This window comes from Streptomyces sp. V3I8 (assembly GCF_030817535.1).
Taxonomy (GTDB): domain Bacteria; phylum Actinomycetota; class Actinomycetes; order Streptomycetales; family Streptomycetaceae; genus Streptomyces.
This window is the reverse complement of record NZ_JAUSZL010000002.1, coordinates 106747-122673: the sequence shown is the minus strand read 5'-3', so window position 1 is coordinate 122673 and position 15927 is coordinate 106747. Positions and strand designations below refer to the sequence as shown.

Here is a 15927-nt window from a genome sequence, read left to right as displayed (position 1 = left end):
CCTGCATCATCGCTGGTCAGAACCGTGTCATCCGGCAGCCGCGGAGTTACGGAGGCGTAAAGAACCCAGTTGGGGCCGGTATCCGGGGATGGCTGGAACGTGACGGATTACGCCATTGAGTGTCTGAAAAAGTTCACCGTGCGTCCGTCCGGGCGGGCCGCACAGCGGTGGCGCCAGTGACGGCGGCACGGGGAGTCTCGTCGACGTGGAGGCTGAAGACGTCGGGGCGGGCGTAGTGGCCGGTGGGGTCGAAGTCGAAGCGGGCCCGGACGAGGTCGTCCAGGTCGAGCCGCGCGCTCAGGATGCCCTCGCCGTCACGCAGCGGGCCCGCCAGGACGTCGCCGAGCGGGGAGACGATGACCGAGCCGCCGCCGATGAGGACGGTGTCGGGGGTGTCGCCCTGGACGGGGCGGACGTCGGCGGGCAGCCCGTCGCGCCGCAGGTACTGGGCCGCGCCGAGAACGAAACAGCGGCCCTCCAGCGCGATGTGGCGCATGGTGGCCTGCCAGGCGTCGCGGTCGTCGACGGTCGGGGCACACCACAGGTCCACGCCCTTGGCGTACATCGCCGTGCGGAACAGCGGCATGTAGTTCTCCCAGCAGATGGCCGCGCCGAGACGGGCGGAGCCGGTGTCGACCACCGGGAGGGTGGAACCGTCCCCCTGGCCCCAGAGGTAGCGCTCGGCGGCGGTCGGCATCAGTTTGCGGTGCAGGCCCAGGAAGCCGCCGGGGCCGAGGAGGAGCGCCACGCAGTAGAGGCTGCCGCCCTTGCGTTCGACCGCGCCGACGACGGCGTGGCAGCCCAGCTCACGGGTGAGCGCGGCGAGAGCGTCCACCTCGGGACCGGGCACCTCGACGGCGGCCGCGTGGTAGCGGCGGAACAGCTCGCGGCCCTCCGCGGTCCGGCTGCCGACGGTGACACCGAAGTCCAGGCCCTTGGGATAGCCCCCGAGGAACGCCTCGGGCAGGACGACCACCTCGGCGCCGTGCTCGGCCACGGCCTGCCGGATCAGCTCCCCGGCACGGACCACGGCGCCGGGCGTGTCGAACAACGGGGCAGCGGCCTGCACGACGGCGGCGGTGAGGAGACGGGGTTCCGCGGCGGGCGGGGGAGACGCAGTAGTCATGGGGCGAGGCTAGGACCTGGCATCCGGAGCGGACGCCCGGCCGGCCGCCGGCAACCGTGTACGGACGACGGCGGCCGGCGGCGACGGGCGCGCACTGCCCCGGCGGTGCGGCGGTCAGCGGCCCCGGCGTGACAGCCAGGCGGCTGCGAGGGCGCCGGAGATGTTGTGCCAGACGGAGAAGACCGCGGCGGGCAGCGCGGCCAGCGGACTGAAGTGGGCGGTGGCCAGCGAGGCCGCGAGCCCCGAGTTCTGCATGCCGACCTCGAAGGCCATGGCGCGGCTCGCCGGCTCGCCCATCCCGGTGAGCCGGCCCGCGCCGTAGCCCAGGACCAGGCCGAGGCCGTTGTGGAGCACGACGGCGACGAACACCAGCAGCGCGGCCGACTTGATGGCGTCGGCGCTGCCCGCCACGACGACGGTCACGATCACACCGATGGTCATGGCGGACAGCCAGGGCAGCACCGGCAGGGCCCGCTGCACGTAGCGGCCCGCGAGGAGCCGTACGCCGAGACCCGCCAGGACCGGCAGCAGCACGGTCTTGAGGATGTCCGTGACCATGGAGCCGGTGTCGACGGGCAGGTACTCGCCCGCCAGCAGCAGCGTCAGCGGCGGGGTGACCAGGGGAGCCACCAGCGTGGAGACGGTGGCCACGGAGACGGACAGGGCGACGTCACCGCGCGCCAGGTACGTCACCACGTTGGAGGCGGTACCGCTGGGGGCGCAGCCGACGAGGATGACGCCCGCCGCGAGCTGCGGCGGAAGCTGCAGGAGGTGGGCGACGGCCCAGCCGAGGCCCGGCATGATGACGTAGTGCGCGACCAGTCCGAGGGCCACCGCCCAGGGCCGTTTCGCGACGCCGCGGAAGTCCTGCGGAGTCATCGTGATGCCCATGCAGAACATCACCACCCCCAGCAGGTACGGCACCGACTCGCCCCAGCCGGAGAAGCTGCCGGGGAGCAGCAGCCCCAGGGCGCCCGCGGCGAGGACGAGGATGGGAAAGACGGTGACGGCGCGGCGCGCGGAGCGGTCGCCGGCGGCGTCCTCGGCGTGGTCGTGGGGTTCGAGCCGCTCGGATCGCTCGGGTTGTTCGGTACTCACCGTGCGAGACAACGCCTGGTCAGAGGCTGATGCAAGCGCGTCTCGCGATGTGATCACGGCCCTGGACGGCCTGGACGGCCTGGACGCGCAGGGCGACCGTGAGCGCGATCTGGCCCCGGATGCGACCGTGGGCGGCCCGCTCGTGCGCCGCCCGGGCATCCGCGAGCTGCGTGCCGTTCGAGCGGACCTGGACGCTCGAGACCGTGACGCCCACTCCACCTGGAAGGGCGACGGGGGGTCGTGCCCGGGGGCGATCAGGGCCGGCGTCCAGGTCCCCGACACGATGACCGAGGACACCCTCACCTCCGTCATCGAGGGCGCCGAATGGATCCGTGCCGCTCCGGGACCCCGGTGCTGGTCCTTACGCCGCCCCGCGGATCGGGCTGCGCCGGGACCGACTTCGGCGCACTCGGCGACTTCAGGCACTCCGGGCACTTCACGGCCGGACGGCTGAACGGGCGCTGCGGTCCTTCTCCACCCCATCCGCACCACGGCTCCGGCTCTTTCCGCGCGACATAATTCGGATCATGGACGTTGCTCTCTGGTGGTGGGCCGTTCCACCGTGTAGCGTCATCCCCAGATGTCGTGGTTCGCAGTACCTGCCCGCGCTCCGGCGCGGGCATATTGCTGTGCAGTGCAGGACCAGGGCGATCACCTCCGGGCTCGCGCGGTGCGAGGCCGATATCGACTGGAAAGGCACCAGCATGGCCAAGGGAACTGTCAAGTGGTTCAACGCCGAGAAGGGCTTCGGCTTCATCGAGCAGGAGGGCGGGGGCCCCGACGTCTTCGCGCACTACTCGAACATCAACGCCTCCGGCTTCCGTGAGCTCCAGGAGGGCCAGGTCGTGAACTTCGACGTCACGCAGGGCCAGAAGGGCCCGCAGGCGGAGAACATCACGCCCGCCTGATCCACGGCCGGACACAGCAGGGGCGCCGGAACAACTGTTCCGGCGCCCCTGCGCGTTCCGTCCAGGACCCGGGGTTCAGCCCCGCGACGCCGGCGATGCGGATGCGGGCACCGACGACGCCCGGGACGCGGCAGGCTCCAGACGGACCACGACCGCCTTCGACGTGGGCTGGTTGCTCTTGTCGGCCACGCTGTCCAGCGGCACCAGGACATTGGTCTCGGGGTAGTACGCGGCGGCACAGCCCCGGGTGGTGGGGTAGGGGACCACACGGAAGTCCTCGGCGCGGCGCTCGGTGCCGTCGGTCCACACGCTGACCAGGTCGACGTGCTGGCCGTCGGCCAGGCCCAGTTCGGTCACGTCCTCCGGGTTGACGAGCACCACCCGGCGGCTCCCGTGGATGCCCCGGTAGCGGTCGTTGGACGTGTAGGGAACGGTGTTCCACTGGTCGTGGGAACGCAGCGTCTGCAGCAGCAGATGCCCTTCCGGGGCCCGCAGCATCTCGAAGTCGTTGGCGGTGAACAGCGCCTTGCCGACGTCGTTGTGGTAGACGCCCTCGTTGACCGGGTTCGGCAACTGGATGCCACCGGGCCGTGTCACGCGCCGGTTGAAGTCGTGCAGTCCCGGGACGATGTGGGAGATGCTGTCACGGATCGCGCCGTAGTCCGCTTCGAACTCCTCCCACGGAATGTCCGCCGTGCCGTCGAGGGTGTGACGGGCGAGCCGGCACAGGATGGAGATCTCGCTGAGCAGCAGCGGCGAGGCCGGCTGCAGGCGCCCCTGCGAGGTGTGCACCTCGCTCATGGAGTTCTCGACGGTGACGAACTGCTCCCCGTCGGCCTGGACGTCCCGTTCGGTGCGGCCGAGGGTCGGCAGGATGAGCGCGGTCTCGCCGCACACGGTGTGGGACCGGTTCAGCTTGGTCGAGATGTGCGCCGTGAGACGGCAGTTGCGCATGGCCTCCTCGGTGACCTCGCTGTCCGGAGCGGCCCGCACGAAGTTGCCGGCCAGACCGAGGAAGAACTTGATACGTCCCTCGCGCATCGCCCGGATCGAGTTCACCGAGTCCAGCCCGTGGGCGCGCGGCGGGTCGAAGCCGAACTCCTCCTGGAGCGCGTCCAGGAAGTCGTCCGGCATCTGCTCCCAGATGCCCATCGTGCGGTCGCCCTGCACGTTGCTGTGCCCGCGCACCGGACAGGCGCCGGTACCGGCCCGGCCGACGTTCCCGCGCAGCAGCAGGAAGTTCACGATCTCCCGGATGGTGGGGACGGCGTGCTTGTGCTGGGTGATGCCCATCGCCCAGCAGACGATGACGCGCCGGCTGCGCAGCACCTCGTCCCGGACCTGCTCGATCTCCTCGCGGGCCAGGCCGGTCGCGGCGAGGATGTCGTTCCAGTCGATGGTGCGGACGTGTGCGGCGAACTCCTCGAAGCCCTTGGTGTCGCTGCTGATGAAGTCATGGGCGAGCACCTCGCCCGGCCGGGCGTCCTCGGCCTCCAGCAGCAGGCGGTTGATCCCCTGGAACAGGGCCAGGTCGCCGCCGTTGCGGATGTGCAGGAACCGGTCGGCGATCTCGATGCCCTGTCCGATCACCCCGCGGGGCTTCTGCGGGTTCTTGAACCGCAGCAACCCGGCCTCCGGCAGCGGGTTCACCGCGATGATGCGGGCCCCGTTGAGCTTGGCCTCCTCCAGCGCGGACAGCTGGCGCGGGTGGTTGGTCCCGGGGTTCTGCCCCACCACGAAGATCAGGTCGGCATGGTGCAGGTCGTCGAGGCTGACCGTTCCCTTGCCCGTGCCCAGCGTCTCGTGCAGGGCGAAACCGCTGGACTCGTGACACAGATTGCTGCAGTCGGGCAGGTTGTTGGTGCCCAGCGCCCTGGCGAACAGCTGCAGCGCGAAGGCGGCCTCGTTGCTGGCCCGGCCCGAGGTGTAGAACACGGCCTCGTCGGGGGAGTCGAGCGACTTCAGCTCCGACGCCAGCAGTCCGAAGGCGTCGCTCCAGCTGATCGGCTCGTAGGAGTCGGAGCCCGGCCGCTTGACCATCGGCTCGGTGAGCCGTCCTTGCTGGTTCAGCCACTTGTCGGAGCGCCGCCCCAGCTCGGAGACCGTGTGCTTGCGGAAGAAGTCGGGGCCGATGCGCCGCAGCGTCGCCTCGTCGTTGATGTGCTTGGCGCCGTTCTCGCAGTACTCGTTGACATGCCGGTGGCCCGGCGAGGGGTCCGCCCACGCGCACCCGGGACAGTCGATGCCGCCCACCTGGTTCATGGTCAGCAGCGTCTCCCCGGTACGCCGGGGAGAGGTCTCCTGCAGCGAGTACTCCAGGGCGTGCACCACCGCGGGCACGCCCGCGGCCCACTTCTTCGGCGGGGTCACGGTCAGAGCCTCGTCGGGCTCGTCGCCGGGCGCCTTCTTCATCAGGTTGCCTCTCGCTCACTGTGCTGCCACTTAACGCTGCTGCCGTGCCCAGGATCAGCCGACGGGCCAGTGGGCCACCCGGCTCCTGTGCGGCCGCTCCTCCTCGGGCCGTACGCGTCCGTCGCGGATGGTGCCGCGCCAGGCGCCGCTCTCCGCGCCCAGCCCCTCGACGTACGCCTTGAAGTGCGTCAGCTCCCGCTGGACGATCCGGCCGACCAGGTTGGGCAGGCGGCCGAGGATGCCGGCGGCGCGCGAGTCGATCTCGATCCGGACGGCCACGGTCGTGCCGCCCGTCGAGGTCGGCCGAAACGTCACTTCACCCTGGTGGACGGTGTGCCGTTCAAGGCTCCGCCACGTCAGGTGGGAGTCGGGTTCCTGTTCCACGATCTCGGCCTGGAACTCGTGGCGCAGGGGGCCGACCGCGAGCTTCCAGGTGAGCAGCGCGGGCCTGACCTGGTCGACCCTCTTCACCACCGTCATGAAGCGGGGAAAGCTCTTGAACTGGGTCCACTGGTTGTAGGCGGTACTCACCGGAACCGCGACCTCGATCGTTTCCTCAACGGTAAACATGACCCACCCATCGTCAGGCGCCGCTCGCCCCAGTCTCACCGCACGTCCGGCCGGTCGCCACACGTCGTCCCGCCGGGCCGACTGCAGGTCCCGGCCCTGCCCTGTCCATTGCCGGGCGGCGAGTACCCGTCAGCGGGATTCCCTAACGCGCGGTGGGGCGGCGCGCCCGATCCGGCCGCGACCAGGAATGGGTGGCGGGAGCAGGGCGTTGTGGTGACAGCGTTGCGCGACGGGCGAGTGAGTGGGGAGCGGAAGCGACATGCACGGCGAATACAAGGTCCCCGGCGGCAAACTCGTGGTCGTGGACCTCGACGAGACGGACGGCGTCCTGCGTGACGTCCGTGTCGCGGGCGACTTCTTCCTCGAGCCCGACGAGGCGATCCTCGCCATCGACGGCGTCCTCGAAGGGCTTCCGGTCACCACCGACGCGGCGGAACTCGCCGCGCGCGTCGAGGCGGGCCTCCCCGAGGGCACGGTCATGTACGGGGTCACCCCGGAAGGTGTCGCCATCGCCGTGCGCCGGGCCCTCGCCCAGGCGACGGACTGGACCGACTACGACTGGCAGCTCATCCACGACGAGCCCCAGTCGCCCGCACTGCACATGGCCCTCGACGAAGTCCTCACCGCGGAGGTCGCCGCGGGGCGACGGCCACCGACCCTGCGGGTGTGGGAGTGGGGCGGGCCGGCTGTGATCATCGGCAGTTTCCAGTCGCTGCGCAACGAGGTCGACGCGGAGGGCGCCCGCCGGCACGGCACGACCGTCGTGCGGCGCATCTCGGGAGGCGGCGCGATGTTCGTGGAGCCCGGGAACACCATCACCTACTCGCTCTCGGTCCCGGCCTCGCTCGTCTCCGGCCTGTCGTTCGCCGACTCGTACGCCTACCTGGACGACTGGGTGCTCGAAGCGCTCGGGGACATGGGCGTCAAGGCCTGGTACCAGCCTCTCAACGACATCGCCACGGACGTCGGCAAGATCGCCGGAGCCGCGCAGAAGCGCATCGTCGGCCCTGACGGCGGCCCGGGAGCGATCCTGCACCACGTGACGATGTCGTACGACATCGACGCGGACAAGATGCTCGAGGTGCTGCGCATCGGCCGGGAGAAGCTGTCCGACAAGGGCACGGGCAGCGCCAGGAAGCGTGTCGATCCCCTCAGGCGGCAGACCGGCCTGTCCCGCGAAGCCGTCATCGACCGTATGGTCGCGTCCTTCCGCGCACGCTACGGCCTTGTCACCGGCGGCGTCACCGAAGAGGAACGCGAGCGGGCGGAGGAACTGGCCACGTCGAAGTTCGGCTCCCCGGAATGGACCGCCCGCGTACCGTGACGGCGGCGGCCTCTGTCGGCCGACGGGAGCCGCGTGCCGCCGCGGTCCCCGCCGAGCGTGCGTAGGCACAGGGACAGGCAGAGACGGGACAGTCATGGCCGATCTCGCCCATGGCACCGCGCGCGTTCGGTGGGAGAATTCTCCGGCGGTCCGGACCCGGTAAGAACGTGTCCCCGGTCCGCGCCCGACGAAGGGTACGAGGACGGAGTACGAGCAGTGATCGAGTGGATGCGGCTGAGCACAGGAGCCAGGGCCGTTCCCCGGCCCGTCGCCACCCCGTTCGTCTGGTTCGCGGCCTTCACCGGCGCGCTGCTGCTGGTGGCGATCACCAACCACCTCGGTGCGCACGGGCGGCCCACCGCGGCCCTGATCGCGCTCTCGCTCCTCGCCACCCTGCTCGGCGCGTGCGCCCGCTTCACGGCGGCGCCCGGCACCGCCCTGCTGTGCTGGCTGTTGCTCAACGGCTTCGCCGTCCCGCCCGCCGGACAGCTCACCTGGGCCGGACACCGCGACACGGCCTGGTTGGCCTGCCTGCTCGCCGCGACCGTCGCCGGAACCGTCTTCGCCCGCATCGTCAACGCCCGCGCCGCGTACCGACGCGTCAACTGAGACAGATCGTTTTCCGCCGTCGCCGGGGCGGAGGACATGTCACCGGAGGCCGGTGGGCGCGCCGGTGTCGTCCCGGCTGCCGTCGGAGGCGTCGGTCAGGGCGATGTGGGCGGTGATGCGTTTGCCGGACGGTTCGAGGCGGACGCGGAACCTCTCGGCGACGGCCGTCACGATCTCCAGACCGTGCTGGCCGACCCGTCGGGGATCGGCGGCGCGGACGACGGGCCGTCTGCGGGCGCTGTCCCGCACGGTCACCTCCACCGAGGTGCCCGTGATGCGCAGTTCCAGCAGGGCGGGGCCGGGGGCGTGTTTGCGGGCGTTGGTCACCAGTTCGCTCACCACCAGCTGCGTCAGGTCCACGGCGTAGGCGGACACGACCACGTTCCGCTCGGCGCGGGCGCGGCCGAGGAAGCCGACCGCCAGGCGACGTGCTTCGGCGATGCAGGAGCTGCCACCGTTCAACGGCATGGCGGTGGACATGCCGGCACGGGCGTCCGGCCTGCCGCCGCTGTCGCCGCCCACGCCCACCGACCGCACTTTTCCCTCCGCCTTCGCGATTGCCCGTCCGCCCTGGTGCCCGGCACGGTCCACTCCGTGCGACTCTTGCTGTGCGGGCCCACCGTCCGAGCATGCACCCTGGCGCCCGCTCGTGGCAGACCCGCGGTACGTACGCGGGCCTGAACCGCATCGGCGAACGCAGTGAGGACACGGTGACCCAGTCGCATCCGGCACAGCCCGGCCCTCTTTCCACCAGCTACACCACCGCCGACGGCGTACGTGTCGTCACCCTGTCCGGTGACCTGGACCATGACGCGCGTGGACGGGTCGGGGACGTGCTGACGTCACCGGCCGGCGACGCGCCGCTGCGGACCGTCGCGGACCTGACCGAGGTGACCTTCATGGACTCCAGCGGCGTCAACCTGCTCATCATCGCCTACAAGGCCGCGGTGGCCACCGAAGGCTGGGTGCGTGTGGCCGGTGCGCAGGCGCCCGTACGGCGCGTGATGGACATGGTCGGCCTCGACGCGATCATCCAGTGCTATCCCACGGTGGACCAGGCCCTGGGGAACTGACGCCGGGTTCAGGCGTCGAGCCCGGCGTGCCGCGTCACCGTCGTACGGCAGGCCGATTCGACGGCCTCGACGAAGGCGGTGACGTGCGGGGGCACGTCGGTGCCCGCACGCCGGGCGAGACGGAGCGAGGTCGGCGGGAGATCGTGGATGGGGACGATCCTGAGCGCCGGGGGCGCCATGTCGGCCAGGGAGATCACCGAGATGTGTACCGCGTTGTCCCGAACGACCAGGCCCATCATCTCCTCGATCGAGGTCGCCCGGTGCCGCCTGTTGATCACGCGGCCACCGGGGGTACGGGGCGGTACGACCTCGTCCCAGAGGTAGGCGGGAAAGGAACCGGGGCATTCGAAACCGTCGTAGTCGGCGAGTTCCTCGATCGAGAGGGAGTCCCGGCCGGCGAGGGGGTGAGCGCTGCCGAGGACGGCGGCGCGCTGCTCGGTGCCCAGGACCCCGCTGACCTCGAGGTCAGCCTCGTCGGGGTCGAACTTGACGATCAGAACGTCCAGTTCACCCTTGCGCAGTGCTGAGAAGGGGTCGTTGAGGTCGTACGGGGCGAGGAACGCGTCCTTCGGGGAGAGCCCCACGGTCGCGAGCAGTTCGTGTGCCGTCCGCGGAGAGCTGGGGTAGCCGAGACGGATGCGGCCGCCGGCCGGCTCGGCAGGGGTGTCGGACACGATCGGGTCCTCTTCTCTTCGACGAGTGCTGCACGGGCGGACGGGCGGACGGTAAAGGGTCTGCCGCGGGGTGCGCGGGTCGTCGTCTACCCGGCTCCCCCGGACGACGCGAGGATGCCCAGCAGCTCCTCCCGGGTCGGCGCCGACGGGATCAGGGCGGGGTCGACCGGCGGTGCCTGCCGGACACGGGCGAGGAACTTCTCGTCGCCGAAGACCTCGGCCGGCGGTCGCAGCCCCATGACGGAGCGGGTCATCGCACGCCACACCCAGGCGTCCGACAGCATCGCGTCGCGCAGTTGCACGGGTCCGGAACCGGCCGCGGGACCGGGGGACGGTGCGGACCCGGAGGACGGCGCGGGTTCCGCGGGGCTGATCCCCCTGGACGCGTCCCAGAGCGCCGAGCGCCGGCCGTCGTCCCGCGCGGCGGCCTCGTACCAGGGCAGGTACACCCGCTCCGCCAGCCGGGCGGCGGCCCGGCTCGTGGCATGGTCCACCCGGCCGGTGCCGATCAGGTCGGCCAGCTCGAAGGCGTGGCGCAGGGCGAGCGACATGCCGCGCCCGAAGAGCGGGTTGGTGACACAGGCGGCGTCACCGACGGCGAAGAGGCCCGCGACGGGCTCCTGCCGGTCGGTGACCGTGCCCCGCAGGGTGTTCGGCGGGCAGGCGATCACGTTGACCGGCGTCAGGGCTTCGCTCACCCCGGGCTCCAGCCACGGGCCGAGGCCGGGGGTGGCCCGGGCGACGGCGCCGAAGGCCGCCGGGTCGCGCAGCGAGGCCGTCTCCCGGTCCCCGGTGGGCATCATCAGCGCGATGGCGAAGGTGCCGTTGTCACCCGGGTGCAGGGCGGCGGCGTAGTGGTCCCAGACCCCCGCGGTCGCGTTGCCGCGGTTGAGCGGAGCGGGCCGGCCCGGGGAGCGGAGCCGGTAGTGGCGGCTGAAGCCGGTCATGGCGCTCGGCACCGTCAGGTCGGGGGCGAGCGGTACGCCCGCCGCCTCCAGCCAGGACCGGGACTCCGTACGGCGACCGGTGGCGTCGACGACCACGTCCGCCGGGACACGCCTGCCGTCCGCGTCGGTCACCGACCGGATGCGGGCGCCCGGTGCCGGGTCGAACTCCGCGCCTCGGACGGTGACGTTGTGCTCGATCCCGACGTGGGGCAGCTCCTGGGCGGTGCGGTACAGGAGCAGTTCGAGGACGTTGCGGCGACAGGCCAGGGCCACCAGTTCCTCGTCGCCCACCTCGCGGGCGCGATCCGTCACCAGCGGCGGCAGGGCGTCCAGCAGGTCGAGGAGTTCGGCTCCGTTCTCCGTCAGCCGCTCCAGCAGCCGGGGCACCCTGCTGCGCAGTACGGCCACGGCGGACGAGGAGATCGTGTGGGAGTGCACCGCCTGGGGCACGGTGGGCCGGTCCCAGTCCAGTGCGACCTCTCCCGGGGGTCCCTGGGGCGGGGCGTCGGCACGTTCCAGCACCCGGACCCGGTGGCCGGCTCCGCCCATGGCGAGCGCGGTGGCCAGGCCGGCGATGCTGGCGCCGACGATCACGACGTCGGCCATGTCAGCTCCTGGTGCCGTGGACGAAGAAGACACGACGCACACCGGTCTCGCCGCGCGGCGGCACCGGGTCGGGCCAGCGGCCGTAGTCGGCCTCCGGATCGCCGGGCTGCACGGCCCGGACCTTGTAGCCGTGGGCGTCGAAGAGGGTTTCCGGCTCGTCGGTGCCGAAGACCCAGGGGCAGCCCCATCCGGCGAACACGTCGAGCAGGGGCCGCATGCCGGGCAGCGTCAGGGCGGAGTCGTTGACGATGTCCGCGGCGATGCGGCTGCCCGGTGCCATGACGGCCGCCACCCGTTCCAGGATGCGGTGTGCGTCGTCCTGGGCGATGTAGTAGAGGAGGCCTTCCAGCAGCCACACCGACGGGGCGTCCGGCGCGTAGCCGGCCGCGATCAGTGCCTCTTCCCAGTCGGGGGAGGTGAGGTCGACGGCGACGGTGCGGTGGTCGACGCGCGGCTCGGCGTCGTGCAGCCGCTTCTTCTTGAAGGCGAGCACGGCGGGGCGGTCGACCTCGAAATAGCGTGTGTGCGCGGGCCAGTCGAGGCGGTAGGCGCGCGAGTCCATGCCCGCCGGGGCGAGGACGATCTGCGGCCGGTCGGCGGCCGACGCCTCACGCTGGAGGAAGTCGTCGAAGAACCGGGTGCGGATGGCGTTGTAGTCGGGGGTGCTCGGCACGCTGCGGGCCGAGGCTGCCGGGAAGGTGGCCGCCCGCACCTCGCTCAGCAGACCGGGGCCGACGGCACCGACCAGCTGCGCCGCGTACGGATCCGTGTAGAGCCGGTCCTCGCGGGCGGTCTCCGCGGCGCGCAGGGCCGCGGTCAGGAGCGCGGTCCGCTCGACCGCGTCCAGTGCGTCCGGTGTGCTGGTCATGGGTTCCCTCCTCGGCCCGTGCCCGCGACGCCGGCCGATTCCGCGGCCCGGTCGCGCGAGCACTGTGGACTTGCCGGTGGGCCCCGGCAGACGCCATTCTCAGCCGCAAGTCCTGCGCGATCAACGGAACTTGTGCACGTTAGGGGTGCCCCACGGCTGCCCGGGCCCGAGTAGGGGGTGCCCCGGGTCCGTCGGCCGCTACGCGACGGAGGCGGCGCTCGCGGAGCAGGTCCCCGCAGGTGACACCGATGATGCCGGAGACACCGGCGACGCGGGTGACACCGGCGATGTCGGAACCGCCGGAGGGGGGCGGCGTCAGGTGCGCTGCGGCACCGTGTCCTCGCCGGCCGGTGTCGAGGCTTCTCCCGTGGAGGAGGCGATCGTTTCGGAGCGGGAGCCGCCCCGGTCCATGAGGCCTCCCGCGAAGGCCAGGCCGAGGCCCGCCACGGCGAGAGCCGCGCCGACCAGGTTGGGCGCCGCCCAGCCCCAGCCCGCGGAGATGACCAGGCCGCCGAGCCAGGCGCCGCCCGCGTTGGCCAGGTTGAAGGCGGAGTGGTTGGAGGCGGCCGCCATGGTGGGAGCGTTCTTGGCCTTGGCCATGAGGAGCATCTGGACGGGCGTGGTGATGAGGGAGCCCATCGCACCGATGAAGGTGATCGTGACGAGGGCGGGCACGGTGCTGTGGACACTGAAGTAGAACGTCACCAGCCCCGCGGCGAGCAGGACGAGTCCCCCGTACAGCGTCGGTCGCAGGGCGCGGTCCGTGAGCGGGCCCGCGAGCAGCGTGCCGGCGGTCATGCCGACGCCGTAGAGCGCGAGGACCAGGGTGGTCGACGAGTCCGAGATGCCCGTCAGGTGCGTCAGCATGGGCACCAGGTAGCTGTAGACGGCGAAGAACCCGCCGAACCCGACCACCGCCGTGGCCAGGCCGATCGCGACCTGCCTGTTGCCCATCGCCCGCAGTTCGTGCCGGATGCCGGACTGCTGCGCACGTGGCTGGTGGGGGACGAAGAAGGCCAGCGCGACGAGGGCGAGGAGACCGATGACGGCGACCGCCCAGTAGGCGGAGCGCCAGCCGAGCTGCTGTCCCAGGGCCGTGCTCGCCGGTACGCCGACGATGTTCGCGACGGTCAGGCCGAGGAACATCTTCGACACGGCGCGTGCCGCCCGCTCGGGAGCGACCAGCCGTGAGGCGACGACCGCGCCGACACCGAACAGCGCTCCGTGCGGCAGACCCGCCAGGAAGCGGGCCGCGAAGAGCGGACCGTAGGTGGGTGCGAGCGCGGACGCGGCGTTGCCGATCACGAACAGCCCGGCCAGGAGCAGCAGCAGCCGCTTGTGGGGTATGCGCGCGCCGATGCCCGTCAGGACGGGGGCGCCGACGACGACGCCGAGCGCGTAGGCGGAGACGAGGTTGCCGGCGTGCGGCACGGACACGCCGACCCCGTCGGCGATCTGGGGCAGCAGCCCCATGGTGGCGAACTCGGTGGTGCCGATGCCGAACGCGACGACGGCCAGGGCGAGCAGTGCCAAGGGCATGGTGCGGGGAGCCTTTCAAAGACGGCGGTCCGGACAAGGGAGGCGATCGGGCCCGGGGAATTCCGCTCCCCGTGGGACGACCCGTCGCGCTGAGCACCATTGCCCGGCAGCCCCAGAACGGACCAAGCCTATAAGAGGCGCCAACAAGGACAGAACGGCCGGGCGCTTCGGGCGCCGGCCCACGCAGCGTGCTCTTCGGCTGCTCGACTGCTCGGCGCCCTGGCATCGTGATCGTCCGCAGGGGCGCGTACACCCTGCTGGAAGCCCCTTGACGGCCGACGGACACGCGGGTGCCCAGGTGGCCGCGGCCCGCGCGGTCACCGGCACCGCGGTCTGCGCGCCGGCAGGTCCGAGGTGGTGGCCGCTCCGGTCCACTGCGGGACGGAGCGGCGGGCGCGGGGCCCCGGGCAGGGCGGGGGCGGCTGCGCGGCCGGAAAGCCTGCGTCGAGCCGGACCCGCCGCCCGGGGCGTGAGCGCTACTTCTCCACGACGCCCGAGGAGGCGATCACGATCTTCGCGCGGGTGGTACCCGACTGCGAACCCAGGGACTCGATCTTCTTCACCAGGTCCGAGCCCTCGACGACCTCGCCGAAGACCACGTGCTTGCCGTCCAGCCACGACGTGACCACCGTGGTGATGAAGAACTGCGAGCCGTTGCTGTTGCGGCCGGAGTTCGCCATGGACAGCAGGAACGGCTTGTCGTGCTTGAGCTTGAAGTTCTCGTCGTCGAACTTCGCGCCGTAGATGCTCTTGCCACCGGTGCCGTCGCCACGGGTGAAGTCGCCGCCCTGGAGCATGAAGTCCGGGATGACGCGGTGGAAGCCGGAGCCCTCGTACCCGAAGCCGTGCTGGCCGGTGGCCAGCTCACGGAAGTTCTGCGCCGTCTTGGGGACGACGTCGTCGTACAGCTTGAAGACGATCCGGCCCGCGGCCTCGCCGTCGATGGTGATGTCGAAGAAAACGTTGGTAGACATGAGGGAATCCTGTCACGTCGCCGCGTCCGTTCCTGCAACCGCCCTGGCGTCTTCGCGTACGGACGGCGTGGCGCCCGTACGCTGACCTGGTGCACACGGTGGAACTGCTGCCCGACGAAATGACCGAGCGGGCCGTCCGCGACGTGTGGCGGCGTCTGCTGGACGCGGGTCTGCCCAGCCAGGCCACGCATCGGCATCCGACGAACCGTCCCCATCTCACCCTCGCCACGGCCGACGGTCTCGGGGCGGAGGTACGCGTCCGGCTGAATCGGGCCCTCGCCGTCCTGCCGGTCCCGCTGCGCCTCGACGGAACGGTGCGATTCACCGGGCGCAGGCATGTGCTGGCCTGGGCCGTCCGGCCCGACGAAGCCCTGCTGGACCTGCACGAGGCGGTGTGGCGGACACTGCGCGACGCCCCGGCCTGCGGACCGCTGAACCCGATCCACGCCCCCGGGCGCTGGAAGCCGCACGTCACGCTCGCCCGCGCCCGTGACGCGGTGTGGCCCGAACCGTGGCCCGAACCGGACACGGAGCCGTTCTCCGGTGTGCCGGGCGGCTCCTCGGGTGTCCTGACGGGCCGGTGGGTGGGCGCGCGTACGTATGACTCGGTGACCCGCTCCACCGACCCCCTGGGGCCGTGACCTCGCGAGGAGCCGGGACCTCAGAGCGAGAAGATGCGGGCAATGAAGAAGGCCGCCACGATCACGGCGCCGAGGACGATCAGCCAGAGCCAGACGCCGGGATGCTCCCACATCCCCCCGTCCGCGCGTTCCTCGTGCGCCTCGGCGATGGAGCCCTCGACCGGTGGTGTCTCCTCCGGGGGCACGTGCGGATCTGTCATGACTCCAGGCTCGTGCAGTTCCCGCGTCCGCGCATCCGCAGACCGGCCGGAGCGGCAGGAGCGGCAGGAGCGTCCGCTCGGGTTCCTCTGCGTGTTCCTCCGCGGATTTCGGGGTGAGGTGCGCGAAGGAGGGTGGGTACCCGCGGTCCGGTACGGCTTGAACACGCCACGGGCGGCGGCGCGAGCAGGCTCCGCCCGGATCGGCGCAACCGGGCTCGTCCAGACCGGCGGCGTGACCGGCAGCCACAGGGTCGTGGCGGCGGACAGGCAGTCGGCCACGGCGTCCTGGCTCCGGACAGCCCGGGCCCGGGACAGGGCGGCGACGTCGCGGCCGGCCAGGTCCGCCGGTGCCGACTCC

At 71.7% G+C, this 15927-nt stretch carries 16 protein-coding genes and 1 pseudogene; 5 read left to right on the top strand and 12 right to left on the bottom strand.

All coding sequences use genetic code 11. The annotated features are described in order from the left end of the window. Window positions 1–133: 133 nt before the first annotated feature. From QFZ75_RS00690 to QFZ75_RS41000, 3 genes and pseudogenes are all read right to left on the bottom strand, one after another. Window positions 134–1126 (bottom strand): nitrilase-related carbon-nitrogen hydrolase, encoded by a 993-nt coding sequence (locus tag QFZ75_RS00690; RefSeq protein ID WP_307533214.1) that lies wholly within the window; start codon window positions 1124–1126, stop codon window positions 134–136. Between the two features lie 114 nt (window positions 1127–1240). After that, window positions 1241–2224: a bile acid:sodium symporter family protein gene (locus tag QFZ75_RS00685; RefSeq protein ID WP_307533212.1), complete on the bottom strand. Its 984-nt coding sequence runs from the start codon at window positions 2222–2224 to the stop codon at window positions 1241–1243. Between the two features lie 91 nt (window positions 2225–2315). Then, a pseudogene (locus tag QFZ75_RS41000) lies at window positions 2316–2438 on the bottom strand (NADP-dependent oxidoreductase); the annotation flags it as partial. 490 nt (window positions 2439–2928) lie between these two features. Here QFZ75_RS41000 and QFZ75_RS00675 point away from each other — a divergent pair. Further along, entirely contained in the window at window positions 2929–3132 is a 204-nt protein-coding gene (locus QFZ75_RS00675; protein ID WP_107014587.1) for a cold-shock protein, read from the top strand. A 75-nt stretch (window positions 3133–3207) separates the two neighbouring features. On the opposite strand, the gene QFZ75_RS00670 is transcribed toward QFZ75_RS00675, so the two are convergent. Together QFZ75_RS00670 and QFZ75_RS00665 are read right to left on the bottom strand one after the other, a co-directional pair. Continuing rightward, on the bottom strand, window positions 3208–5544 hold the full coding sequence (locus tag QFZ75_RS00670; protein ID WP_307533207.1) for an FdhF/YdeP family oxidoreductase: 2337 nt from the start codon (window positions 5542–5544) through the stop codon (window positions 3208–3210). A gap of 54 nt (window positions 5545–5598) precedes the next feature. Then, the gene (locus QFZ75_RS00665; RefSeq protein WP_307533205.1) at window positions 5599–6114 is read right to left on the bottom strand and encodes an SRPBCC family protein; all 516 of its coding nucleotides are present in this window, start codon (window positions 6112–6114) and stop codon (window positions 5599–5601) included. Between the two features lie 259 nt (window positions 6115–6373). Between QFZ75_RS00665 and QFZ75_RS00660 the strand changes: the two genes are divergently transcribed. Continuing rightward, entirely contained in the window at window positions 6374–7438 is a 1065-nt protein-coding gene (locus QFZ75_RS00660) for a lipoate--protein ligase family protein (protein ID WP_307533203.1), read from the top strand. Between the two features lie 216 nt (window positions 7439–7654). Next, entirely contained in the window at window positions 7655–8047 is a 393-nt protein-coding gene (locus tag QFZ75_RS00655) for a hypothetical protein (RefSeq protein ID WP_307533201.1), read from the top strand. Between the two features lie 39 nt (window positions 8048–8086). Here the strand turns inward: QFZ75_RS00655 and QFZ75_RS00650 are convergent, their stop codons facing one another. After that, window positions 8087–8584, bottom strand: coding sequence for an ATP-binding protein (locus tag QFZ75_RS00650; RefSeq protein WP_373465790.1), 498 nt, complete (start codon window positions 8582–8584; stop codon window positions 8087–8089). 92 nt (window positions 8585–8676) lie between these two features. On the opposite strand from QFZ75_RS00650, the gene QFZ75_RS00645 reads away from it, so the two are divergent. After that, window positions 8677–9120: an STAS domain-containing protein gene (locus QFZ75_RS00645; protein ID WP_307533200.1), complete on the top strand. Its 444-nt coding sequence runs from the start codon at window positions 8677–8679 to the stop codon at window positions 9118–9120. A gap of 8 nt (window positions 9121–9128) precedes the next feature. Here the strand turns inward: QFZ75_RS00645 and QFZ75_RS00640 are convergent, their stop codons facing one another. The 5 genes from QFZ75_RS00640 to QFZ75_RS00620 form a co-directional block, all read right to left on the bottom strand. After that, window positions 9129–9794, bottom strand: a complete 666-nt coding sequence (locus tag QFZ75_RS00640; protein ID WP_307533198.1) for a LysR substrate-binding domain-containing protein — start codon at window positions 9792–9794, stop codon at window positions 9129–9131. Window positions 9795–9880: 86 nt separating this feature from the next. After that, on the bottom strand, window positions 9881–11347 hold the full coding sequence (locus QFZ75_RS00635) for an NAD(P)/FAD-dependent oxidoreductase (RefSeq protein ID WP_307533196.1): 1467 nt from the start codon (window positions 11345–11347) through the stop codon (window positions 9881–9883). Between the two features lies 1 nt (window position 11348). Next, entirely contained in the window at window positions 11349–12215 is an 867-nt protein-coding gene (locus tag QFZ75_RS00630) for an SAM-dependent methyltransferase (RefSeq protein WP_307533195.1), read from the bottom strand. Between the two features lie 315 nt (window positions 12216–12530). Then, a complete protein-coding gene (locus QFZ75_RS00625) occupies window positions 12531–13754 on the bottom strand; it encodes an MFS transporter (protein ID WP_307533193.1) in 1224 nt (407 codons plus the stop codon). A 476-nt stretch (window positions 13755–14230) separates the two neighbouring features. Continuing rightward, entirely contained in the window at window positions 14231–14728 is a 498-nt protein-coding gene (locus QFZ75_RS00620) for a peptidylprolyl isomerase (protein WP_307533192.1), read from the bottom strand. An 89-nt stretch (window positions 14729–14817) separates the two neighbouring features. Between QFZ75_RS00620 and QFZ75_RS00615 the strand changes: the two genes are divergently transcribed. Beyond that, window positions 14818–15369, top strand: coding sequence for a 2'-5' RNA ligase family protein (locus QFZ75_RS00615; RefSeq protein ID WP_307533190.1), 552 nt, complete (start codon window positions 14818–14820; stop codon window positions 15367–15369). A 20-nt stretch (window positions 15370–15389) separates the two neighbouring features. Here the strand turns inward: QFZ75_RS00615 and QFZ75_RS00610 are convergent, their stop codons facing one another. After that, window positions 15390–15569, bottom strand: coding sequence for a DUF6480 family protein (locus QFZ75_RS00610; protein WP_307533188.1), 180 nt, complete (start codon window positions 15567–15569; stop codon window positions 15390–15392). Between the last annotated feature and the right edge of the window lie 358 nt (window positions 15570–15927).

Coding starts and splice junctions, on each gene's coding strand:
- QFZ75_RS00665 (WP_307533205.1), bottom strand. CDS start 6,114: ATGTTTACCGTTGAGGAAACGATCGAGGTCGCGGTTCCGGTGAGTACC.
- QFZ75_RS00670 (WP_307533207.1), bottom strand. CDS start 5,544: ATGAAGAAGGCGCCCGGCGACGAGCCCGACGAGGCTCTGACCGTGACC.
- QFZ75_RS00610 (WP_307533188.1), bottom strand. CDS start 15,569: ATGACAGATCCGCACGTGCCCCCGGAGGAGACACCACCGGTCGAGGGC.
- QFZ75_RS00620 (WP_307533192.1), bottom strand. CDS start 14,728: ATGTCTACCAACGTTTTCTTCGACATCACCATCGACGGCGAGGCCGCG.
- QFZ75_RS00675 (WP_107014587.1), top strand. CDS start 2,929: ATGGCCAAGGGAACTGTCAAGTGGTTCAACGCCGAGAAGGGCTTCGGC.
- QFZ75_RS00630 (WP_307533195.1), bottom strand. CDS start 12,215: ATGACCAGCACACCGGACGCACTGGACGCGGTCGAGCGGACCGCGCTC.
- QFZ75_RS00690 (WP_307533214.1), bottom strand. CDS start 1,126: ATGACTACTGCGTCTCCCCCGCCCGCCGCGGAACCCCGTCTCCTCACC.
- QFZ75_RS00660 (WP_307533203.1), top strand. CDS start 6,374: ATGCACGGCGAATACAAGGTCCCCGGCGGCAAACTCGTGGTCGTGGAC.
- QFZ75_RS00635 (WP_307533196.1), bottom strand. CDS start 11,347: ATGGCCGACGTCGTGATCGTCGGCGCCAGCATCGCCGGCCTGGCCACC.
- QFZ75_RS00645 (WP_307533200.1), top strand. CDS start 8,677: ATGCACCCTGGCGCCCGCTCGTGGCAGACCCGCGGTACGTACGCGGGC.
- QFZ75_RS00625 (WP_307533193.1), bottom strand. CDS start 13,754: ATGCCCTTGGCACTGCTCGCCCTGGCCGTCGTCGCGTTCGGCATCGGC.